Origin of the sequence: Streptomyces sp. NBC_00385, from assembly GCF_035917155.1 — a bacterium.
In the GTDB taxonomy this organism is placed as follows: Bacteria; Actinomycetota; Actinomycetes; order Streptomycetales; family Streptomycetaceae; genus Streptomyces; species Streptomyces poriferorum.
In genome coordinates this window covers 6,478,549-6,500,480 of sequence record NZ_CP107951.1, presented here as the reverse complement: position 1 = coordinate 6,500,480, position 21,932 = coordinate 6,478,549, and the positions used below count along the sequence as shown (strand labels likewise).

At 70.7% G+C, this 21,932-nt stretch carries 20 protein-coding genes; 7 read left to right on the top strand and 13 right to left on the bottom strand.

What is annotated here, in order from left to right:
• Positions 1–118: 118 nt before the first annotated feature.
• Complete coding sequence (gene bfr, locus OG959_RS29000) at positions 119–598, top strand: bacterioferritin (protein WP_326663200.1); 480 nt, start codon at positions 119–121, stop codon at positions 596–598.
• A gap of 40 nt (positions 599–638) precedes the next feature.
• On the opposite strand, the gene OG959_RS28995 is transcribed toward bfr, so the two are convergent.
• Both OG959_RS28995 and OG959_RS28990 read right to left on the bottom strand, forming a co-directional pair.
• Positions 639–944: a (2Fe-2S)-binding protein gene (locus OG959_RS28995; RefSeq protein WP_326663198.1), complete on the bottom strand. Its 306-nt coding sequence runs from the start codon at positions 942–944 to the stop codon at positions 639–641.
• 182 nt (positions 945–1,126) lie between these two features.
• Positions 1,127–2,473 (bottom strand): class II 3-deoxy-7-phosphoheptulonate synthase, encoded by a 1,347-nt coding sequence (locus OG959_RS28990; RefSeq protein ID WP_326663197.1) that lies wholly within the window; start codon positions 2,471–2,473, stop codon positions 1,127–1,129.
• Between the two features lie 252 nt (positions 2,474–2,725).
• Between OG959_RS28990 and OG959_RS28985 the strand changes: the two genes are divergently transcribed.
• From OG959_RS28985 to OG959_RS28980, 3 genes are all read left to right on the top strand, one after another.
• Entirely contained in the window at positions 2,726–5,410 is a 2,685-nt protein-coding gene (locus tag OG959_RS28985; protein WP_442805759.1) for an N-acetylmuramoyl-L-alanine amidase, read from the top strand.
• Positions 5,411–5,483: 73 nt separating this feature from the next.
• Positions 5,484–5,558 (top strand): trp operon leader peptide, encoded by a 75-nt coding sequence (locus OG959_RS38770; protein ID WP_219572129.1) that lies wholly within the window; start codon positions 5,484–5,486, stop codon positions 5,556–5,558.
• Positions 5,559–5,657: 99 nt separating this feature from the next.
• The gene (locus OG959_RS28980) at positions 5,658–7,550 is read left to right on the top strand and encodes an anthranilate synthase family protein (protein ID WP_326663193.1); all 1,893 of its coding nucleotides are present in this window, start codon (positions 5,658–5,660) and stop codon (positions 7,548–7,550) included.
• A gap of 33 nt (positions 7,551–7,583) precedes the next feature.
• On the opposite strand, the gene OG959_RS28975 is transcribed toward OG959_RS28980, so the two are convergent.
• The 5 genes from OG959_RS28975 to OG959_RS28955 all read right to left on the bottom strand — a co-directional run bounded on the left by OG959_RS28975 (position 7,584) and on the right by OG959_RS28955 (position 12,702).
• Positions 7,584–8,588 (bottom strand): 2-hydroxyacid dehydrogenase, encoded by a 1,005-nt coding sequence (locus OG959_RS28975; RefSeq protein WP_326663192.1) that lies wholly within the window; start codon positions 8,586–8,588, stop codon positions 7,584–7,586.
• A gap of 105 nt (positions 8,589–8,693) precedes the next feature.
• On the bottom strand, positions 8,694–9,722 hold the full coding sequence (locus OG959_RS28970; protein ID WP_326666667.1) for a 6-phosphofructokinase: 1,029 nt from the start codon (positions 9,720–9,722) through the stop codon (positions 8,694–8,696).
• A gap of 272 nt (positions 9,723–9,994) precedes the next feature.
• On the bottom strand, positions 9,995–10,690 hold the full coding sequence (locus tag OG959_RS28965; RefSeq protein ID WP_326663191.1) for a response regulator transcription factor: 696 nt from the start codon (positions 10,688–10,690) through the stop codon (positions 9,995–9,997).
• Positions 10,687–11,913, bottom strand: a complete 1,227-nt coding sequence (macS, locus tag OG959_RS28960) for a MacS family sensor histidine kinase (protein WP_326663187.1) — start codon at positions 11,911–11,913, stop codon at positions 10,687–10,689. The genes OG959_RS28965 and macS overlap by 4 nt, the downstream gene beginning before the upstream one ends.
• Positions 11,914–11,949: 36 nt before the next feature.
• Positions 11,950–12,702, bottom strand: coding sequence for a lysophospholipid acyltransferase family protein (locus OG959_RS28955; RefSeq protein WP_326663185.1), 753 nt, complete (start codon positions 12,700–12,702; stop codon positions 11,950–11,952).
• Between the two features lie 197 nt (positions 12,703–12,899).
• Between OG959_RS28955 and OG959_RS28950 the strand changes: the two genes are divergently transcribed.
• Both OG959_RS28950 and OG959_RS28945 read left to right on the top strand, forming a co-directional pair.
• Positions 12,900–13,679 (top strand): alpha/beta hydrolase, encoded by a 780-nt coding sequence (locus tag OG959_RS28950; RefSeq protein ID WP_326663183.1) that lies wholly within the window; start codon positions 12,900–12,902, stop codon positions 13,677–13,679.
• Complete coding sequence (locus OG959_RS28945; RefSeq protein WP_326663182.1) at positions 13,672–14,352, top strand: hypothetical protein; 681 nt, start codon at positions 13,672–13,674, stop codon at positions 14,350–14,352. Before OG959_RS28950 ends, OG959_RS28945 begins: the two co-directional genes overlap by 8 nt.
• 426 nt (positions 14,353–14,778) lie before the next feature.
• Here OG959_RS28945 and OG959_RS28940 read toward each other — a convergent pair whose 3' ends face one another.
• The 6 genes from OG959_RS28940 to OG959_RS28915 form a co-directional block, all read right to left on the bottom strand.
• Positions 14,779–15,558 (bottom strand): endonuclease/exonuclease/phosphatase family protein, encoded by a 780-nt coding sequence (locus OG959_RS28940; RefSeq protein ID WP_326663180.1) that lies wholly within the window; start codon positions 15,556–15,558, stop codon positions 14,779–14,781.
• An 82-nt stretch (positions 15,559–15,640) separates the two neighbouring features.
• Positions 15,641–16,582 (bottom strand): ROK family glucokinase, encoded by a 942-nt coding sequence (locus tag OG959_RS28935; protein WP_148017700.1) that lies wholly within the window; start codon positions 16,580–16,582, stop codon positions 15,641–15,643.
• 73 nt (positions 16,583–16,655) lie between these two features.
• Positions 16,656–17,114, bottom strand: coding sequence for a DUF5304 domain-containing protein (locus tag OG959_RS28930; protein WP_326663177.1), 459 nt, complete (start codon positions 17,112–17,114; stop codon positions 16,656–16,658).
• Positions 17,115–17,197: 83 nt separating this feature from the next.
• Positions 17,198–18,412, bottom strand: coding sequence for an ArsA family ATPase (locus tag OG959_RS28925; RefSeq protein ID WP_326663175.1), 1,215 nt, complete (start codon positions 18,410–18,412; stop codon positions 17,198–17,200).
• Between the two features lie 4 nt (positions 18,413–18,416).
• Positions 18,417–18,866 (bottom strand): SRPBCC family protein, encoded by a 450-nt coding sequence (locus OG959_RS28920; protein ID WP_148017697.1) that lies wholly within the window; start codon positions 18,864–18,866, stop codon positions 18,417–18,419.
• 117 nt (positions 18,867–18,983) lie between these two features.
• A complete protein-coding gene (locus OG959_RS28915; protein ID WP_326663174.1) occupies positions 18,984–19,790 on the bottom strand; it encodes a metallophosphoesterase family protein in 807 nt (268 codons plus the stop codon).
• 279 nt (positions 19,791–20,069) lie between these two features.
• Between OG959_RS28915 and OG959_RS28910 the strand changes: the two genes are divergently transcribed.
• The gene (locus OG959_RS28910) at positions 20,070–21,866 is read left to right on the top strand and encodes an AMP-dependent synthetase/ligase (protein WP_326663173.1); all 1,797 of its coding nucleotides are present in this window, start codon (positions 20,070–20,072) and stop codon (positions 21,864–21,866) included.
• The last annotated feature ends 66 nt before the right edge of the window (positions 21,867–21,932 follow it).

Sequence of the window (21,932 nt, the reverse complement as noted above, 5' to 3'; positions counted from 1 at the left end):
CCAGGGCAGAGGCGATTCGGGCAACTCCTACTAAGCATGCACTTACTGGACGACCACCGGGTGCGATGCGAGGATGCGGCCATCTTGCCCAGTTCACCGGTTGGAAGGAGCCTCTGCGATGCAGGGCGACCCCGAGGTCCTCGAGTTCCTGAACGAACAGCTGACCGCCGAATTGACTGCCATCAATCAGTACTTCTTGCATGCAAAGATGCAGGACAACTTCGGCTGGACGAAGCTCGCGAAGTACACGCGCTCCGAGTCCTTCGACGAGATGAAGCACGCCGAGATCCTGACGGACCGCATCCTTTTCCTGGACGGACTGCCGAACTACCAGCGGCTCTTCCATGTACGTGTGGGCCAGACGGTCACCGAGATGTTCCAGGCGGACCGTCAGGTCGAGGTGGAGGCGATCGACCGCCTCAAGCGCGGTATCGAGCTCATGCGCACCAAGGGCGACATCACGTCCGCAAATATCTTTGAGTCGATCCTGGCGGACGAGGAACACCACATCGACTATCTCGACACCCAGCTGGAGCTGGTCGAGAAGCTCGGTGAGCCGCTCTACATCGCCCAGCTGATCGAGCAGCCCGACAGCTGACGGGAGCGGGGGGTCCGCGCGGATGCCGGGCGGCTACGGCTCAGGCGGCGTCGGGCAGAGCGACCGGCGCGGAAACGGGGCCGGCGCCGGAGGCGATGCGCTGATCGGCATCGGGAGCGGCGCCGGCCGTGACACGGTCCGCGGTGCCGGGCGTCAGCTTCTGGTCGAGCAGGTCACGCCGCGGGCAGGAGCCGCGGCCGAGCATGGCCTGGATCGTGCGGACGCAGCTGCCGCAGTCGGTCCCCGCCTTGCAGGCGGAGGCTATCTGGCGGGGCGTGCAGGCGCCGTCTTCCGCATGCTTCTTGACCTGCTGCTCCGTAACGCCGAAGCACGAGCAGACGTACATGCGGTTCACCTCCCGGCGGGATGGATCGTGGGTGCCGCCCCGATAATCGGTGAGGCTAACCTAACCTTACCCGGCGCTCAAGGCCGGTAAAAGTCCCGGAACGCCCTGTGGGGCACGGATCACATGGATCCGTGCCCCACAGTCGTACGTGCGTTGCGTTCGGTGACGCCCGCCGGTCCCGGTTACTGGTCCCGGTACATCTCGGCGACCAGGAACGCGAGGTCCAGCGACTGGCTGCGGTTGAGCCGCGGGTCGCAGGCCGTCTCGTAACGCTGGTGGAGGTCGTCCACGAAGATCTCGTGGCCGCCGCCGACGCACTCGGTGACATCGTCACCGGTGAGCTCGACGTGGATACCGCCCGGGTGCGTGCCGAGGCCCTTGTGCACCTCGAAGAAGCCCTTGACCTCGTCCAGGACGTCGTCGAAGCGACGGGTCTTGTGGCCGGACGCGGCCTCGAAGGTGTTGCCGTGCATCGGGTCGGTCACCCAGGCCACGGTCGCGCCGGAGGCGGTGACCTTCTCGACCAGCTCGGGGAGCTTGTCGCGGACCTTGTCGGCGCCCATCCGGACGACGAAGGTCAGCCGGCCGGGCTCGCGCTCGGGGTCGAGGCGCTCGATGTAGCCGAGGGCCTCGTCGACGGTGGACGTCGGGCCGAGCTTGATGCCGATGGGGTTGCGGATCTTGGAGGCGAACTCGATGTGCGCGCCGTCCATCTGGCGGGTGCGCTCACCGATCCACACCATGTGGGCCGAGGTGTCGTACAGCTGGCCGGTCCGCGAGTCGACGCGGGTCAGCGCCGACTCGTAGTCCAGCAGCAGGGCCTCGTGCGAGGCGTAGAACTCGACGGCCTTGAACTCCGCCGGGTCCGTACCGCACGCCTTCATGAAGTTCAGCGCGTTGTCGATCTCGCGGGCCAGGGCCTCGTAGCGCTGACCGGACGGGGACGACTTCACGAAGTCCTGGTTCCAGGCGTGCACCTGGCGCAGGTCCGCGTAACCACCGGTGGTGAAGGCGCGGACGAGGTTCAGCGTGGAGGCGGATGCGTGGTACATCCGCTTCAGCCGCTCCGGGTCCGGGACGCGCTCGGCCTCGGTGAAGGCGAAGCCGTTGACGGAGTCGCCGCGGTAGGTCGGCAGCGTCACACCGTCGCGGGTCTCGGTCGGCTTGGAGCGCGGCTTGGAGTACTGCCCGGCGATCCGGCCGACCTTGACGACGGGCACGGAGGCCGCGTAGGTGAGGACGGCGCTCATCTGGAGCAGCGTCTTCAGCTTGGCGCGGATGTGCTCGGCCGACACGGCGTCGAAGGCCTCGGCGCAGTCACCGCCCTGCAGCAGGAACGCCTCGCCCTTGGCGACGGCTCCCATGCGGGCACGCAGCTGGTCGCACTCGCCGGCGAAGACGAGCGGCGGATACGACGCGAGGTCCGCGAGTACATCGCGCAGGGCCTCGGAGTCGGGGTACTCGGGCTGCTGCGCCGCGGGAAGGTCTCGCCAGGTGTGGCCACCGGCGACGGAGGTATTGGCGTTCACGGTCACGGCTCCCACATTACGGGGTCGCGTCCACTGTTATTCCGGGTGCCCAACGGATGAGACGGACACACGGCACGGTCAGTGACGGGGAGCACAGTCGGGCCTGCTAGCCTCACGTCTTTCAGAATTGAACAAGTGGACCACAGGGGTGGGGCTTTGAAGCGGAATCACCGCAGGGACCTCAAGAAGAGACGCTTGCTGTACGGAGTCGGCGCCGCGGTCGTCGCGACGGCGACCATCGGCACTCTGGCCATGGCCTCGCAGGACACCGCGACCACCGACGGGAAGTCGGTTCCGGCCTCCGCCGAGCTGCAGAAGCAGTTCGCGGACGCGGCGTCCGAGTTCGACGTACCGCAGAGCGTGCTGATGGCGGTCTCGTACCGGCAGACGCGCTGGGAGAGCCACGACGGCGAGCCGAGCACCAGCGGCGCGTACAACGTGATGGGGCTGACCAGTGTGTCGCCCGACGACGTGGAGCAGCCGGACGACAAGGAACGTCTGGCGCACATGAACATGTCCGGCCGGCCGGAGATCGAGAAGACCTTCGACGCCGCCAAGGCGCTGCGCGGCCTGCCGAAGAAGACCGTGGACACCGACGATCCGCGACTGCACACCCTGGACAAGGCCGCCGGTCTGATCGACTCCGGCACGGATGAGGTCCGCGACGACACCGAGGAGAGCATCCGCGCGGGCGCGGCGCTGCTCGCCGCGTACCAGCGCGAGGCGACGGACTCGCTGCCCGACGACGCGGCCCACTGGTATCCCGCCGTGGCGCGCTTCAGCCAGTCGCCGGACAAGAAGGGTGCCGACCTCTTCGCGCAGCGCGTCTTCGAGTCGATCAGGACCGGCGAGCGGGCCGTCACTCAGGACGGCCAGGTGGTCACGCTTCCGGCCGCCCCCTCCATCGTGCCGGTCAAGCCGTCGAACGTGCCGCTCGCCGCGAGCTTCGCGAGCACCGCGGCGGTGCCGACGCCCGAATGTCCGTCGGACCTGAACTGCAAGTTCGTTCCCTCGAAGACGTCGAGCACGGGCAGGCGCAGTTACACGCCCGCCGTGCGGCCCGCGCAGGGCGTCGACATCCGGCAGATCGTGATCCACGACACCGAGGGCGACTACGCGACCTCGCTCAACACGCTCACGAGCGCGGAATCGGGCGTGAGCGCGCACTACCTCGTCCGCGCCTCGGACGGTCTGGTCACCCAGCTGGTCGAGAACAAGGACCTGGCGTGGCACGCGGGCAACTGGAGCCTGAACATGCACACCATCGGCGTGGAGCATGAGGGCTACGCCATCAAGGAGGGCAGCTGGTACAGCGAGTCACAGTACGAGTCCACCGCGGCTCTGGTGAAGTTCCTGGCGGACAAGTACGGCATTCCGCTGGACCGCGAGCACATCATCGGACACGACGATGTGCCTGTACAGCTCGACGAGTACAGCTCGGATGCCCACTGGGACCCGGGACCGTTCTGGGACTGGAACCACTTCATGGGCCTGATGGGCGCTCCGACGGGTGCCGGTGGCGCCGGTGGCCCTGTCCAGGCGGGTCAGGTCGTTCGGGTGGTGCCGCCGTTCACCACGGCCAACCAGTTGAAGCTGACGGCCGACACCAAACCGGTCACTGCACAGCCGGTCAACTTCGGCTACCTCTACACCTCGCCGTCGACCACCGCGACCACGCTGAGCGACCCCTACTTCACGGCTCTGTGGAGCGAGGGCTCGAACTGGGGCAACAAGGTCCGCGCGGGCAGTAGTTACGTCGTCGCCGAGGCGCGGACCAACTGGACCGCGATCTGGTACGGCGGGAAGAAGGCCTGGTTCTACAACCCCGGCGGCCAGTACACCGTGCCGCTCGCCTCCTCGCCCAGCCTGGTGAAGGCCAAGGCCGGGGTGACGGTCCGGATCTACGGGCGTTCCTACCCGGAGACCGCTGCCTACACCGCCGCGGGCCTGGAGGCCCCGACGGACAACCCGGACTACCTGACGAAGTACACGCTCCCCGCCGGCCAGGCATACGTGAAGGCCGGCCCGGAGGTGAAGGGCGACGACTGGTTCGGCTCCGCCCAGAAGAACGTCGTGGGCACCACCGGCTACCTCCCGATCCGCTACAACCACCGCATGGCGTGGGTGAAGGCGAGCGACGTCCAGACGAGCACGAGCGTCGCGCCGGACGCGGGCACGAACCGCTACAACATCCTGGGCCGTGACGCGGCCGGTGTGCTCTGGCAGTACCAGGGCACCGGCAGCCCCACGACGCCGTTCTACGCCCGTTTCCGGGTGGGTCCGGGCTGGCAGGGCTACAACATGATCACCGCGATGACGGCCCTGCGGGCCGACGGCACGGGCGACATGGTGACCCGGGACACGAGCGGCTACCTCTGGTACTACCAGGGCAGCAGCAACCCGGACCAGCCGTTCAAGGCCCGCCTCAAGGTCGGCGGCGGCTGGGGTGTCTACAACGGCATGTGGGGCGCCCGCGATCTCAACGGTGACGGCAAGGGCGATCTGATCGCCCGCGACGCCTCCAACGTCCTCTGGTTCTACCAGGGCACCGGCGACCCGGCGAAGCCGTTCGCGACGAAGGCACGGGTCGGCGGCGGCTGGGGTGTCTACAACACGCTGGTCTCCACCGGTGACCTGACCGGCGACGGCAAGGCGGACCTGGTCGCCCGTGACACGGCCGGGGTGCTGTGGCTCTACAAGGGCACCGGCAGCCCGACCGTGCCGTACGCCGCGCGCACCCAGGTCGGCAAGGGCTGGGGGGTCTTCAAGGACCTCCTGGGACCGAGCGACCTGAACCGTGACGGCATCCCGGACCTGATCGCCCGGGACAGCGCGGGCGTGCTCTGGTACTACCGGTCCACGGGCGACATGGCGAAGCCGTTCGCGCCGATGGCGAAGGTCGGCGGCGGCTGGGGTATCTACAACACGCTGGTCTGATCGTCTTCGGACCGGACCGGTGAAGGGGTCCGTTGCGCCCATCGGGCGGAACGGGCCCCTTCGTGCGTGCGACATGGGTTATGGTTCGGGCATGTTCGCGCACTCGACCCGTAACTGGTGGTGGACCGCTCATCCGGCGGCCCACTGATCGCGCGTACACAACGACGCAGAGGCCGCCCGAGGGGCGGCCTTTCCCATGTCCAGGGGCCGTTCCTCCCAGCTGATTCCAGTGGAAGGAACACCGCAGATGTCACCGCACACCGCATCGCACACGATCGTCCAGAGGCTCCTCGGCGACGACTGCCCGCCCTTCGCCCTGCTGCGCAGGCGCACCCCCGGCCACGACCACGACACCGTCGAGGTGCTGATCGGGCGGGTCCACGAGGCCGACCGGCTCGCCGACCTCCCGGTGGGTGAACAACCCACCCTGGCCCTGGTGCCGTTCCGGCAGATCGCCGAGCGCGGCTTCGACGTCCGCGACGACGGCACACCGCTGACCGTGCTGGTCGCGGACGAGACGTACGAACTGCCCCTCGACGACACCCTGGACGCGCTCCCCGCCCACGCGGTGCGGGTCGAGGGCGGCGCTTTCGACGTGTCCGACGAGGAGTACGCGGGCACCGTGCGGCGGGTCATCGAGGACGAGATCGGGCGGGGCGAGGGCGCGAACTTCGTCATCCGGCGGACCTTCCGGGGCGAGATCCCGGGCTTCGGCCGGGCGGACGCGCTGGCCCTGTTCCGGCGGCTGCTGGCGGGCGAGCGGGGTGCGTACTGGACGTTCGTCGTGCACACCGGGGACAGGACCTTGGTCGGCGCGAGCCCCGAGGTGCATGTGCGGATGTCCGGCGGGACGGTCGTGATGAATCCGATCAGCGGCACCTACCGCTACCCCGCCGAGGGGCCCACCGCCGAGAACCTGCTGACCTTCCTCGGCGACCGCAAGGAGACCGAGGAGCTCTCCATGGTGGTCGACGAGGAGCTCAAGATGATGTGCACGGTGGGCGACATGGGCGGGGTGGTGATCGGGCCGCGGCTCAAGGAGATGGCCCATCTCGCGCACACGGAGTACGAGTTGCGCGGCCGCTCCTCACTGGATGTGCGGGAGGTCCTGAAGGAGACGATGTTCGCGGCGACGGTCACCGGCTCCCCCGTGCAGAACGCCTGCCGGGTCATCGAGCGGTACGAGTCCGGCGGGCGCGGCTACTACGCGGGCGCGCTGGCCCTGTTGCGGCAGGGGCCCGACGGTACGCAGACGCTGGACTCGCCGATCCTGATCCGGACCGCCGACATCTCGGCCGGGGGCGAGCTGCGGGTGCCCGTCGGGGCGACGCTGGTGCGCCACTCCGACGCGGAGAGCGAGGTCGCCGAGACCCACGCCAAGGCGGCCGGGGTGCTGACCGCGCTGGGGGTGCGGCCGGGGCGGCCGAAGGCCAAGGACGCGAGGCCGCGGCTGGCGGACGACCCCCGGGTGCGGGCGGCGCTCGATGCCCGGCGCGACGGGCTGGCACCGTTCTGGCTGCGGATGCAGGAGCGCGCCGACACGCTGACCGGTCATGCGCTGGTGGTCGACGGCGAGGACACGTTCACCTCGATGCTGGGGCATCTGCTGCGCGCCTCGGGTCTCGATGTGTCGGTGCGCCGCTACGACGAGCCCGGGTTGCGCGAGGCCGTCCGGGCGCACGAGGGGCCCGTCGTGCTGGGCCCCGGCCCCGGGGACCCGTGTGACGCGGCCGACCCGAAGATGCGGCTGCTGCGCGCGCTGACCGCGGAGCTCGTGCGGGATCACCGGCACGGGCTGCTCGGGGTCTGCCTGGGGCATGAACTGATCGCGGCGGAACTGGGCCTGGACATCGTGCGCAAGACCGTCCCGTACCAGGGCGCGCAGACCAGGATCGATCTGTTCGGCCGCCCGGAGACGGTCGGCTTCTACAACAGCTTCACGGCGCGCTGCGACGACGCGGCGGCCACCGAACTGGCGGCGCACGGCATCGAGGCGAGCCTGGACCCGGCGACCGGGGAACTGCACGCGCTGCGCGGGGACGGCTTCGCGTCGGTGCAGTTCCACCCGGAGTCGGTGCTGACGCTGCGCGGGTCGACGATCGTGGGCGAGCTGCTGGCCGGGCTTCCGGTACGCGGCTGATGTTCCCCGGACGCCCGGGCCCCGGTGAACTTCTCAGGGTCCGGGCGGTGCGGGGACCAGGACGTTCTCGCTGCGGCGGCCGGCCAGGTAGTCGTCGACGTTCTGGACGGTGGCCGCGATGATCTGGCCCAGGGCGTCCTCGGTGTAGTACGCCTGGTGCGAGGTCACGAGGACGTTCGGGAAGGTGACGAGCCGGGCCAGGGTGTCGTCGTCGACGCCCTCCAGGGACTTGTCGAGGAAGAAGAGCCCGGCCTCCGCCTCGTACACGTCGAGTCCGACCCCCAGAAGCCGGCCCGCCCGCAACTCCTCGACCAGGGCCTCGGTGTCGATGAGTCCGCCGCGGCTGGAGTTGACCAGGATCGCGTCGTGCTTCATGCGGGCCAGGGCGTCCTTGCCGATGATGTGGTGGGTCGCGGGCAGCAGGGGGACGTGCAGGCTGATCAGGTCGGACTCGGCGAGGAGCTGTTCCTTGTCGACGTAGCGCATGCCGAGCTCGACGCAGGCCGGGTTCTCGGCGACGTCCCAGCCGAGCAGATTCATGCCGAAGCCATGGGCGATACGGGTGAACGCCTCGCCGATCTTGCCGGTGCCGATGATGCCGGCCGTGCGGCCGTGCATGTCCCGGCCGAGGAGACCGTCGAGGCGGAAGTCGAAGTCCCGGGTGCGGATCGTGGCGCGGACGACGCGGCGGTTGACCGCCATGGCGAGGGTCCAGGCGAACTCGGCGACCGAGTAGGGCGAGTACCAGGAGACCCGGGAGACCCTCAGGGCGAGGCGCTCGGCGACGTCCAGATCGATGTTGTTGAAGCCGGTGGAGCGCTGGGCGATCATCTGGGTGCCGCCGGCCGCGAGGGTCTGCAGGACCTTGCCGCCCAGGTCGGCGTTGACGCTGGTGGAGATGACCTCGTAGCCCGCCGCGATGGGTGCGGTGTCCCGGTTCAGGAAGACGTCCAGGCAGCGCACCTCGTGCTTCCCGGCGAACGCCTTCTCGATCAGAGGCTTCTCGTCGGACTGCACACCGAAGGCCAGGATTTCCACGACGTCTCCCGTGACGGATGCGGGCTGGGTGCGGGGCCCGCTCCGGGAGCGGGCCCCGCGGGGCCGGTCATCGCGAATATACGGCCCGTCCCTCCGGCTCGCCGCTCAGCCGAAGAAGACGCCCACCTCCGCGTAGAGGGCCGGGTCGACCGTCTTGAGGCGGGCGGTGGCCTCCGCTATCGGCACCCGCACGATGTCCGTGCCGCGCAGGGCGACCATCTTCCCGAAGTCGCCGTCGCGCACGGCTTCGATGGCGTGCAGCCCGAAGCGGGTGGCCAGCCAGCGGTCGAAGGCGCTGGGGGTTCCGCCGCGCTGGACATGGCCGAGCACGGTGGTCCTGGCCTCCTTGCCGGTGCGGCTCTCGATCTCCTTGGCCAGCCACTCGCCCACCCCGGAGAGGCGGACATGGCCGAAGGAGTCGTGCGAACCGTCCTTGAGGACCATCTCCCCCCGGGCGGGCGCCGCCCCTTCGGCGACCACGACGATCGGTGCGTAGCTCGCCCGGAAGCGGAAGGTCACCCAGGCACAGACCTGATCGATGTCGAAGCGCTGTTCCGGGATGAGGATGACGTTGGCGCCGCCGGCCAGCCCCGAGTGGAGGGCGATCCAGCCCGCGTGGCGGCCCATCACCTCGACGACGAGGACCCGCATATGGGATTCGGCCGTGGTGTGCAGCCGGTCGATGGCCTCGGTCGCGATGTTGACGGCGGTGTCGAAGCCGAAGGTGTAGTCGGTGGCGGACAGGTCGTTGTCGATGGTCTTGGGTACGCCGACGCAGGGGACGCCGTACGTGTCGGACAGGGTGGCCGCCACACCGAGGGTGTCCTCGCCGCCGATCGTGACGAGTGCGTCGACCTCGTGCTTGGCGAGGGTCTCCCGCACCCGGCGGACACCGTGCTCGGCATTGAGCGGGTTGGTGCGCGAGGATCCGATGATGGTGCCGCCGCGCGGCAGGATGCCGCGCACGGCCGGGATGGAGAGCGGGACCGTCTCTCCCTCCAGCGCTCCGCGCCAGCCGTCCCGGAAGCCGATGAAGTCGTAGTCGTACTCCTGCACGCCCTTGCGGACGATGGCACGGATGACCGCGTTGAGCCCGGGGCAGTCGCCGCCCCCGGTCAGTACTCCGACCCGCATGAAGCATCCCTTCGCCGAAGTGAGCTCACTCAGCTCCACGCCAAGACTGTCCGGCACATGGGGGGGCGGAAGAAGGAGCGGGGCTGGGTGCGTGCAGCTGCAAGGCGGAGGATTGAGCCATGGCGGAGCCCTGGTGATTGACGACAACGCCGCAGATGTGCGTGCCCAGCCCCGCGACGCCGCCCCCCATGTGCCGGACAGTCTAGGGGTGATCCAGGTCACAGCGGGATGGGTCGGACGGTCAATTCCCGCGCAATGTGCGGGTGTTGATCTCAGACGTCGTCGAGGCCGCGTTCGATGGCGTACCGCACGAGCTCCACCCTGTTGTGGAGCTGGAGCTTGCCCAGGGTGTTCTGCACATGGTTCTGGACGGTGCGGTGCGAGATGACCAGCCGCTCGGCGATCTGCTTGTACGAGAGCCCCTTGGCCACCAGCCGCAGTACCTCGGTCTCCCGGTCCGTGAGCTCCGGGGCCTTCGGCTCGTTCGACGCGGCGGGTGCGGGTTCGGAGGCCAGTCTGCGGTACTCGCCCAGGACGAGTCCGGCCAGGCCGGGGGTGAAGACCGGGTCGCCCACGGCGGTGGAGCGGACCGCGTCGGTCAGCTCCTGGGTGCTCGCCGACTTCAGCAGATAGCCGGTGGCGCCCGACTTGACCGCTTCCAGCACGTCGGCGTGCTCGCCGCTCGCGGAGAGCACCAGGACGCGCAGTCCGGGCTGGGATCCGACGAGTTCCTTGCAGACCTGGACGCCCGGCATCCCGGGCAGGTTGAGGTCGAGGACCAGGACGTCGGGGGTGACGGCGCCGGCCCGGCGGACGGCCTGCGGGCCGTCGCCCGCGGTCGCCACCACGTCGAAGCCCGACTCCGCCAGGTCGCGGGCGACGGCGTCGCGCCACATCGGATGGTCGTCGACGACCATCACTCTGATGGGCCGCTGCTGCCCTGCGCCTTCTTCGTGTGCTCCGCTCATCGGACCGAACCCGCCTTCCCCCGTGAAACCTTCGGAACCTTCAGTTCGACCTCGGTGCCCTGACCGGGTACGGAGATCAGCTCGGCCGTGCCGCCCAGATCGCGCAGCCGCCCGCGGATCGACAGGGCGACGCCGAGGCGTCCTTCCCCCTCGGCCTGGGCGAGCCGGCCCTCCGGGATGCCCGGTCCGTCGTCCCGGACCGTGACGATCACCTCGTCCGGCCAGTCCTCGACCAGGATCCACGCCTGGGCGCTCTCCCCCGCGTGCACCCGGACATTGTCCAGGGCCGCGCTGACGGCCGCCGCCAGTTCCCCGGCCGCCGCGGGCGTGAGCAGCACCGGTGCGCCGGGCTCCGCGAAGGTGACCCGGGATCCGGCGTGCGGGGCGAGCAGGGCCCGCAGATCGGTCTCGGCCGGGGCCGCGGTCTCGTCGTCGTCCGTCTCGACGGTCCGCACGACGGCGCCCTCGGCCGCGTCCTCGGAGACCCGGGTGGGGGGCACCAGGCCGCTGGAGACCAAGGTGCGCAGGGCGACCTCCTGCTCCCCGGCCATCCGGCCCAGTTCGGCGGCCTCGCCGCCGATCGCCGTGCCCCGGCGCTGCACCATGGCGAGGACCTGGAGCACGCTGTCGTGGATGTCGCGGGCGAGACGCTCCCGCTCCCGGGTCGCGGCCTCGATCTCCAGGGCGCGGGCGAGGGTGCGTTCACTGGCGCGGGCGACCTCGACGACGTACCCGATGGCGATGGAGGCGACCCAGACCAGCAGGACGTTGTGCAGGGTGTCGCGGCTGGGTTCGGCGCGCTCGATCAGGTTGGCGACGGCGACGAAGGTGGAGGCGAACGCCGCCCATCGCCAGCCGCCCTTGATCGCGAAGGCCAGGACGGATCCGGCGGTCCAGATGGACGGCAGCGTCGGGCCGTCGACGTGCTGGGCCTGGAAGTCGGCGAGCGGGGTGACGAGGATGCCGACGAGCGCGAGGGTGAGGTCCGCGCCCAGGAAGCGCTTGGTGCAGGCCGCGGCGCCCGCGACCTTCGGCAGGGTGGCGAGCGTCCAGACGGTCATGACGGCCAGGAAGGCGATGGCCACCCACGGCCGGTCGTACTTCTCTCGCCCGAAGACGGCGAGCAGGATCGCGTAGAGCATCGTCAGGATGCGGTACGCGGTCAGGGCACGCCACAGCGGCTGCTCGACCGACATCCGCACCACACGTACACGCTTGGCCATGCTGTTCTCCCCCGCCCCCGGCGGACCACCGCGCCCTCAGGCGTCGTCGCGGTCCGCTTCCGCGCCCGATGACGCCTTCTTCGTGGCCTCGGCCCGTCGCTTCGCCTCGTCGGCGAGCTGCCGCTTCGCGGCGGTCGCGTAGATGTCGACGTACTCCTGGCCGGAGAGCTTCATGATCTCGTACATCACCTCGTCGGTGACCGAGCGGAGGATGAAGCGGTCGCCCTCCATGCCGTGGTAGCGGCTGAAGTCGAGCGGCTTGCCGATCCTGATCCCCGGACGCATCAGCTTCGGCATCACCTGGCCGGGCGGCTGGATCTTCTCCGTGTCGATCATCGCGACGGGGATGACCGGCGCGCCGGTGGCGAGCGCCACCCGGGCGAGGCCGCCGGGCTTGCCCCGGTAGAGGCGGCCGTCGGGCGACCGGGTGCCCTCCGGGTAGATGCCGAACAGGCCGCCGCTCTCGATGACCTCGATACCGGCCTTGATCGCCGCCTCACCGGCCCCGCGGGCGCCCGAGCGGTCCACCGGGAGCTGTCCGACGCCCTTGAAGAAGGCGGCGGTGAGCTTTCCCTTGACCCCGGGCGCGGTGAAGTACTCGGACTTGGCGATGAAGGTGACCTTGCGGTCCAGGACAGCGGGCAGGAAGAAGGAGTCGGAGAACGACAGATGGTTGCTGGCGAGGATCGCGGGCCCCTGCGCGGGGATGTTCTCCAGGCCCTCCACCCACGGCCTGAAGGCGAGCTTCAGAGACCCGCCGATGGAGAACTTCATAGCGCCGTAGATCAACTCGGGTGCCTCCTGTGTGCTGTCCGACAGACCTTAAGGCATGCGACCGCCCCGGCTCCCGCCCGGCACGGGCGGGGTGTCCCCGGCCCCGGCCGGTGACGGCCCTGGTCGGTGTCGGTCCGGTCGCGTACGGTGAAGTAATCCTTCTGCGCTCCCCCCTTTCGCTCCCCTTCGAGCCTCACGAACAGGAGACCCCGGTGCCGGTCCTTCCTGGAGCCGAGCCGTTCCGCCACGAGGGCGGAGAGGTCGGCGTCCTTCTCTGCCACGGATTCACCGGCTCCCCGCAGTCGCTGCGCCCCTGGGCCGACTATCTGGCGGAGCGCGGGCTCACGGTCTCGCTGCCGCTGCTGCCCGGGCACGGCACGCGCTGGGAGGACATGCAGGTCACCGGCTGGCAGGACTGGTACGCGGAGGTGGACCGCGAGCTGCGGGCACTGCTGGAGCGGTGCGAGCAGGTCTTCGTGTTCGGGCTCTCCATGGGTGGCGCGCTGTCCCTGCGGCTCGCGGCGAAGCACGGCGACGCCGTCCGGGGCCTCGTGCTGGTCAACCCGGGCAACAAGGTCCACGGCCTGGCGGCACACGCCCTTCCGGTCGTCCGCCACCTGGTGCCGACGACGAAGGGGCTGGTGGGCGACATCGCCCTGGAGGGTTCGCGCGAGGTGGGCTACGAGCGCGTGCCGCTGCACGCGGCGCACTCACTGCGAAAGTTCTTCCGGCTGGTCGACGCCGAACTGCCCCAGGTGACGCAGCCGGTCCTGCTGCTGCACAGCCCGCAGGACCATGTCGTACCGCCGGCCGACACCGCCCGGATCCTGAGCCGGGTGTCCTCGACGGACGTCGAGGAGATCCTGCTGGAACAGAGCTACCACGTTGCGACGTTGGACCACGATGCGGAGCGGATCTTCGACGAGAGCTACTCGTTCATCGGCCGCCTCGCTCCGAGCGTCGGAATGAAGGGGAGCACGTCCGGTGGCTGAGCACGACGCGGAGCGCACAGGCAGCGAGGAGGAGCGCGAGCCCCTCCCCGCCGGAGGGACGGCCGTCCCCGACGAGGAGGGCGGCGGTGCGCCGGCGCCGGAGAACCTGCCCGCGCCCAACGGCGCGGAGGGCGAACGCCCGGTCGACGAGGACGCTGTCTGGAAGGCGATCGTCGAGGGGTACGGGGAGGAGCCGCCGGACCCGCCGGGCGCCAGGCCCTTCCGGTCCGTCGAGGACCTCGCGCTCCCGGAGGAGGACGCCGTCGCCCCGGACCCGGACAAGGGCCTCGGGAAGAGCCGGCCCAAGCCGCCGGAGAAGCCGCTCGGCAGCTCGGTGGTCTTCGCCCCGGGGGTCGGCGGCCCGCGCGACTACGAGCCGGCGGAGCCCGCCGAGGGCGACATCGACGACGATGACGACAGCGGCGAGGGGCACTTCGTGCCGCCGGAGCCGCCGCCGCTGCCGGAGGCCGACGTCACGGCGAAGTTCGCCTGGCTCGCGGTGATCGGCGGCCCCGTCCTGCTGCTGCTGGCGGTGCTGCTCCAGTGGGAGATGACCTGGTGGCTGACCACGGTCTGCGTCGGCGGCTTCCTGGGCGGTTTCGCGACGCTGGTGGCGCGGATGGAGCACGACGACGAGGACGGGGACGACCCCGGCCGCGGCGCGGTGGTCTGAGCGGGGCCCTTGGGCGGGCGGCAGGGGGCCTTTACCTTGCCCCGGTCCGGCGCTGAGGGTTCCGTCCTCAAGCGCCGGACGGGCTTGATGTGGTGCGGGTCGCTCCGCGGGGTGCGGGTGCGCCCATGCCGGTGGTGGGGGTCCGAGGCCCCTCCGGGGAGATCTCCTCGGACGCCGCACGTTCCGCCGGTACGCGAAGGACCCGGGTCGATGTGCGTCGTCCTGCGGGGACTCCCCTGCACGGCCCCGGACCGGCCGTCTCGCGTCTGCGACAGTCGCATCGCCGGCGTGCAGACGCGAATGATGCCGGGTGGGGTCCCTCACCCACCGGACAGAGGCGCACCCCGTACACGGCGGAGCACCCGCGCAATTCAAGCCCGTCCGGCGCTTGAGGACGGAACCCCGCGCCCAAGGACAGGGGCAAGGTCAAAGCCCCCTCTGCCGCCCGCCCACGGGCCCCGCCGGCACCCGCAGCGCGGCCAGCACCGGCAGGTGGTCGGTGGCCGCCAGCAGGTCGGGCGGCCACACCCCGGGCAGTCCCGTCGGGACCCCGCAGCCGAGCACCTCGATGCCGCCGGTCGCGAAGACGGCATCGAGCCGCTTGTGCGGGTCGTGCGGCGGGAAGGTGTACTCGCCGCCCCGGGGCCGCAGGGCCCAGCAGTCCTGGAAGCGGCCGGCGAGCAGCCGGAAGGCCCGCCCGCTCGGTACGTCGTTGAGGTCACCGGCGACGACCACGTGCTCCACGCCCATCGCGTCCACCGTCTCCAGCAGGCGCCCGGCCTGGGCGAGGCGTTCCGTGCGGTCGAGGCTCAGATGGCAGCTCAGCACCCCGATCCTGGTGCCGGCGATCCGGACCACCGCGGTGGCGAAGCCCCTGCGGTGCAGTCCCGGGGTGAGGGGCAGCAGGATGTCCTCGGTGCGTTCCACCGTGGCGCGCAGCGAGCAGAGCAGCAGGGGGCCGGCCGCGGTGCCACCGCCACCGAGGACCACCAGGTCGGTGCGGGCTGCCAGCCGGGCGGCGGCCTTGCGCCAGCGGAAGAAGCGCGGGGCCTCCTGGATGAGGACCAGATCCGGTGCGCAGGCGCGGATGACGCGGACCAGGGCCTCGAAGTCGTCGCGCATCGACCGGATGTTGTAACTGAGCACTCTGACGACGGCCGAGCCGTCCTGCTCGGTGCGGGAGTCGGGCAGCGACATCATGGCCATGCCGGTCACGATACGACGGACGCCCGCCGCTCCCCGAGAGGGGCGCGGCGGGCGTCCGTCATATCCGTGGTGCCGGGTCGGATCAGCCCTGCCGGGCCAGGTCCGCCGCGCCCACGAGTCCGGCCTTGCCGCCCAGTTGGGCCGCGAGAACCTGGGCGTGCGGGCGCCATTCGCCGCCGATGAGCCAGCGTCGGAACGACTTGCGGATCGGGTCGAGGACCAGTTCGCCCTCGTCCGAGACGCCGCCGCCGACGATGAAGGCGGACGGGTCGAAGAGCGAGGCGAGGTCGGCCAGTCCGGCGCCGGCCCAGCGGGCCAGCTCGCGGAACGAGTCGACGGCCACCGGGCAGCCCTGCCGGGCGGCCTCGCTGATGTGCTTGCCCTCGATGCCCTCGACCGTGCCGTCGCCGAGCGCCAGCAGGATCGTGGCGTTCTCGGGGGTGGCGTTGGCGCGCTGCTTCGCGTACCGCACGAGGGCGCGGCCGGAGGCGTACTGCTCCCAGCAGCCCTGGCTGCCGCAGCCGCAGAGCAGCCCGTCCGGGACGACCCGGATGTGGCCGAACTCGGCGGCCACGCCGAAGCGTCCGCGGCGCAGCTTGTTGCCGATGATGATGCCGCCGCCGAGGCCCGTGCCCAGCGTGATGCAGATGACGTCGTCGTGGCCCTGGCCGGCACCGAAGCGGTATTCGCCCCAGGCGGCCGCGTTGGCGTCGTTCTCGACGACCACCGGAAGGCCGACGCGCTGCTCGACCTTGTCCTTCAGCGGCTCGTGGCGCCAGTTGATGTTCGGCGCGAACAGCACCGTGGCCCGCTTGTCGTCGACGTATCCGGCCGCGCCGATGCCGACCGCCTCGACCGGATGCCCGTCGCTCGCGCCGGACACCGCCGCCGCGATGGCGTCCACGATGCCTTCAGCCGTCGGCGGGGTCGACACCTTGAAGGTCGAGAGGATGTGGCCCTCTTCGTCCACCACTCCTGCTGCGATCTTCGTGCCGCCGATATCGACGCCGATGGTGAGTCCCATGAATCCCTCAGTTTCGGTCGAGCCCCGCTGGGGCAACCGTACCCGAGGCCGGGCCCCGTCCTGTCGGTGCCGGTCAGTCCAGGTCGATGTGCTCGCCGGCCCCGGGCCCCTCATCTCGCGGGTCGGTGGGGCCGTCCGCCTTCGTTTCCGTGCCTGCGGGGTCCCCCGCACCCTGGGTCCAGCGGCGTTCCTGTCCCTCGACCGCCGAGCGGTAGGCGGCCAGCAGTTCGCTGCCGGCGGCGGCAATGTGATCGAAAACGTCCGGATTACGTTCGATGACGGGCTCGACCGCGGACTTCGCCTGCTTGATGACCTGCTGCACGGCACCCTGGGCCGCCACGCCGAGCAGGGGTGTCTGGAGGGAGCCGAGCTTGTCGGCCACGGCGTCGACCAGCTTGCGCAGCTCCTCGGCGGCGGAACCGGGCGGCGGGCCGTTCTCGGCGCGACGGCGGGCCTTCTCGGCGGCGAGGTCCTCGGCACAGGCCTGCGCCCACGCGTCGTCGTCGACGGGACGATCGGTGGCTTCGCTCATGGCGGACTCCTGCGGCGTGGTGGGACGGCGGCCCGGCATCCGGGACCCCTACCAACGACGGTACCCGAACGGTGGTACGCCGTTCAGCCCGTCCTCGGCCACAGTGCGGGATCCGGTGTGAAGCGGACCCGCAGCACCCCGTCGGTGAGGGCCGCGCCGGAGACGGTGCAGCGGCGCAGCGCGGACTCCAGGGGCACGATGCGGTGGAAGGGGCCGACGGTGAGAAGCAGTTCGCTGCCGCGCCGGACCAGCTGGAGGTCCTTCTTGACGGCGCCGGGCAGGCGCAGGCACCAGACGAGTATGCCGTCGGCGTCGTCCTGCCCTTCGGGGGCTCCGGCCTCCTCGATCCACCAGGCGTCCTCGGCGCGCCCGCCCTCGCGGCTGTCCGGGAGCAGCGCGGGCGTGTCGTCCACGAGACCGGCGAGGTCACCGGGGCCCTGCGGATCGCGGCCGAGGTGGGGCAGCCGCAGCAGCGGGGCCTCGGCGGGCCGCTCCTCGTGCCAGTGGTCGAGGCACTTGTCCTGCTGTGCGGAGAGCGCGGCGAACCAGGGGTCGGACGAGTGGCGCGGCAGCACCCGGTTGGCGACCAGGGCGTCGACCCGCAGCCCGTGCAGGGCGAGCCCGGTGCGGGCGGTGTGCAGGGCGTCCTCGGCGGCCGGGCCCGGTTCGGCGACCAGCCGGAGCGTCGTCGTGCGGTCCTCGATCAGCGCCTGGACCCCGGCCAGCTCGGCGTCACGCCGGGCGGCGGCCTCGTACAGCCACTGGGCGGGCATGGGCACACCGGCGAGCTGCGCGAGCATCGGGCGCAGGGCGCGGGCGGCCTGGCGTTCCTGGGGCAGCAGCCGGCGCAGGTAGCGGCGCAGCTGTTCGGGAAGGGCCAGCACGGCGAGGGCTTCGCGCAGCGGCGGCAGGTCGACGACGAGGAGGTCGTAGCCGGCGCGGGACCAGTCGCCCTGCGCGGCGCGGCGCAGGGAGTGCAGCAGGGCGAGTTCGGCGCTGCCGGGAAGTTCGGTGAGCTCCTCGCCGTCCATGCGGTTGCCGCCGAGCAGGTCGAGCACGCCGGACAACTGGTCCTGGAGCGTGAGGAGTTCGCTGCGGAAGTGCGCGCCGGAGTCGATCCGGACGGACCACAGGCCGTCGGTGACCCCGGTGGGTTCGGTGGCCGTCGGGAAGCCGGGTATGGCGTCGGCGGAGATCAGCAGGGTGCGGGCGCCGCCGCGGGCCCCGGCCAGCGCGGTGGCCGCCGCGACGGTGGTACGGCCGGCGCCGCCGAGGCCGGTGACCAGGACCGTACGCACCGGATCAGGCCTTCGGGACGGACTCGACACGCTTCTTGAGACCGGCCAGGGCGCGGTCGATGATGACCTTCTCGGCCTTGCGCTTGATCATGCCGAGCATCGGGATCTTGACGTCCACGGTCAGCCGGTAGGTGACCTCGGTGCGGTCGCCGTCGCCGAGCGGTGCGAGCGCGTACGAGCCGTCGATGGCGCGCAGCATCTGGGACTTGACCAGGGTCCAGCTGACCTCGTAGTCGCCGATCCAGGTGTAGGCGAGGGTGTGGTCGTCCTTGATCGCTCCGGCGTCCAGGACGAGCCGGACCTTCTCGGCGCGGCCGCGGTCGTCGGTGCCGAGTACCTCGGCCTCCTTGACCTCGCCGGTCCATTCCGGATAGCGGTCGAAGTCGGCGATCACACCCATGACGTCGGCCGGTGCCGCCTCGATCGTGATGCTCGAGCTGGTGTGTTCAGCCATCGCTGTGGCCCTCCAGTGCGGTGTACCGGTCGATCGGCAGAGGCCTGCCGCCAGAAGGCTATCGCGTGAGCACCGCGCCTCGTTCCAGGGCCCGGCCGGTTCGGGCGGGGTGAGCGGTCACCATTCCAGCGCCCAGGGCCGGCCGGTCGAGGCGAAGTGGCCGACGTTCACGCACTCGGTGTCGCCGATCCGCATCCGGCGGGCCAGCGGCTGGTGGACGTGGCCGAACAGGGAGTAGCGGGGGCGGGTGCGGCGGATGGCGTCGAGCAGGGCCCGGCTGCCGCGCTCGAAGCGGCGGGCCACGGTGTCGTACGTCAGCTCCGGGACCTCGGGCGGGATGTGGGTGCAGAGCACGTCGACCGGGCCGACCGCCTCGATCTTGGCCGCGTACTCCTCGTCGCTGATCTCGTACGGGGTGCGCATCGGGGTCTGCAGGCCGCCGCCGACGAAGCCGAAGACGCGGCCGCCGATCTCGACGCGGTCGCCGTCCAGGACGGTGGTACCGGGTCCCGCGTACTCCGGCCACAGACCCGGGATGTCGACGTTGCCGTAGGTGGCGTACGTCGGAGTGGGCAGCGCCGCGAACATCTCGGCGTACTGCTTCCGGACGGCGGCGACGATCGCGGCATTGCGGTCCAGCCCCGCCCACAGCTCCCGGCCGAAGTCCCGGGCCTCCTCGAAACGGCGTTCGGTGCGCAGGGCGACGATCCGGTGGGCGTTCTCGACGCCGAAGAGATCGGGGAAGATGCCGCGCGAGTGGTCCGCGTAGTCGAGGAAGAGCACCAGGTCACCCAGGCAGACGAGGGCGTCGGCGCCGTCCCCGGCGCGGGCCAGTGCCTCGGTGTTGCCGTGTACGTCGCTGACCACGTGGACGCGGGTGCGGCGTCCGGCGGACGCGTTCCGGCTGTTCGGTCCTGCTCGCATGACGATCACCCTAGGACCCGGGCGCCCAGGTGGGTAGAGGCGGCCGGACCTGCGGTTACCTCCGAGTGTTGAGCGGGGTGCACTACTGTGCGGATGAGGACCACCGATATGTGTGACGCATAAGACATCTGGCCTGAACCCCCTATCCGGAACCGAGTACCGGTGGGTAACGTCCGGGCAGTCCAGTCGTGCTCACCCCACTGAGCACCCCCGATCTTGGACCGCAGCCGGTGCGTCACACAGAGCCGTGGCACCGGAGCCCGATGAGGAGCAGCAGTCTTGCGCGAGTTCAGCCTTCCGGCCCTGTACGAGGTCCCCTCGGACGGCAACCTGACGGATCTCATCCGCCGCAATGCCGCTCAGCATGCCGACGTCGCGGTGATGAGCCGCAAGGTGGCCGGCGTCTGGACGGACGTGACGGCCACCCAGTTCCTGGCCGAGGTCAGAGCGGCAGCCAAGGGGCTGATCGCCGCCGGTGTCGAACCCGGCGACCGGGTCGCCCTGATGTCCCGCACCCGCTACGAGTGGGTGCTGCTGGACTTCGCGATCTGGAGCGCGGGCGCCGTCACCGTGCCGGTGTACGAGACGAGCTCCGCCGAGCAGGTCCAGTGGATCCTCGGCGACTCGGGCGCCGTCGCGGTCCTGGTGGAGAGCGACGCCCACGCGGAAGCCGTGGCCTCGGTACGCGACCGGCTGCCGGCGCTGCGCCATGTGTGGCAGATCGACAAGGGCGCTGTCGACGAGCTGACGGTGTCGGGTGCGGAGGTCTCCGACGAGACCGTGGACCTGCGCAGCATGAGCGCCAAGGCCGACGACCCGGCCACGATCGTGTACACCTCGGGCACCACCGGCCGCCCCAAGGGCTGTGTGCTGACGCACCGCAGCTTCTTCGCGGAGTGCGGCAACGTGGTGGAGCGGCTGAAGCCGCTGTTCCGTACCGGCGAGTGCTCCGTGCTGCTCTTCCTGCCCGCCGCGCACGTCTTCGGCCGGCTGGTCGAGGTCGCCTCCGTGATGGCACCGATCAAGCTCGGCTGCGTACCGGACATCAAGAACCTCACCGATGAACTGGCCGCGTTCCGGCCGACCCTGATCCTCGGGGTGCCGCGGGTCTTCGAGAAGGTCTACAACTCGGCCCGGGCCAAGGCGCAGGCCGACGGCAAGGGCAAGATCTTCGACCGGGCCGCGAACACGGCGATCGCCTACAGCCGTGCGCTGGGCACACCGCAGGGGCCGTCGGTGGGCCTGAAGTTCAAGCACAAGGTGTTCGACCGGCTGGTCTACAGCAAGCTGCGGGCCGTACTCGGCGGGCGCGGTGAGCACGCGATCTCCGGCGGCGCTCCGCTCGGTGAGCGGCTCGGCCACTTCTACCGGGGCATCGGCTTCACCGTCCTGGAGGGCTACGGCCTGACGGAGTCGTGCGCGGCCACCGCCTTCAACCCGTGGGACCGCCAGAAGATCGGTACGGTCGGCCAGCCGCTGCCCGGCTCCGTCGTACGCATCGCCGACGACGGCGAGGTGCTGCTGCACGGCGAGCACCTGTTCTCCGGCTACTGGAACAACGAGGCGGCGACCGCCGAGGCGCTGGCCGACGGCTGGTTCCACACCGGCGACATCGGCACCCTCGACGAGGACGGCTACCTCGCGATCACCGGCCGCAAGAAGGAGATCATCGTGACGGCGGGCGGCAAGAACGTCGCTCCCGCCGTCATCGAGGACCGCATCCGCGGGCACGCCCTGGTCGCGGAGTGCATGGTCGTCGGCGACGGCCGCCCGTTCGTGGGCGCGCTGGTGACGCTGGACGAGGAGTTCCTGGGCCACTGGGCCGAGGAGCACGGCAAGCCCGTCGGCTCGACCGCCCTGTCGCTGCGTGAGGACCCGGAGCTGCTGGCCGAGGTGCAGCGCGCGATCGACGACGGCAATGCCGCGGTGTCCAAGGCCGAGTCGGTACGCAAGTTCCGCATCCTGGCCGCCCAGTTCACCGAGGAGGCGGGCCACATCACGCCGTCGCTGAAGCTGAAGCGGAACGTGGTGGCGAAGGACTTCGCGGACGAGGTGGAGTCGATCTACCGCGGCTGATGCCGTGCGACCGGAAGGGGCCCGCAGGACGGGCCCCTTCCGCGTACCCGGTCGGCCCGTTCCGCG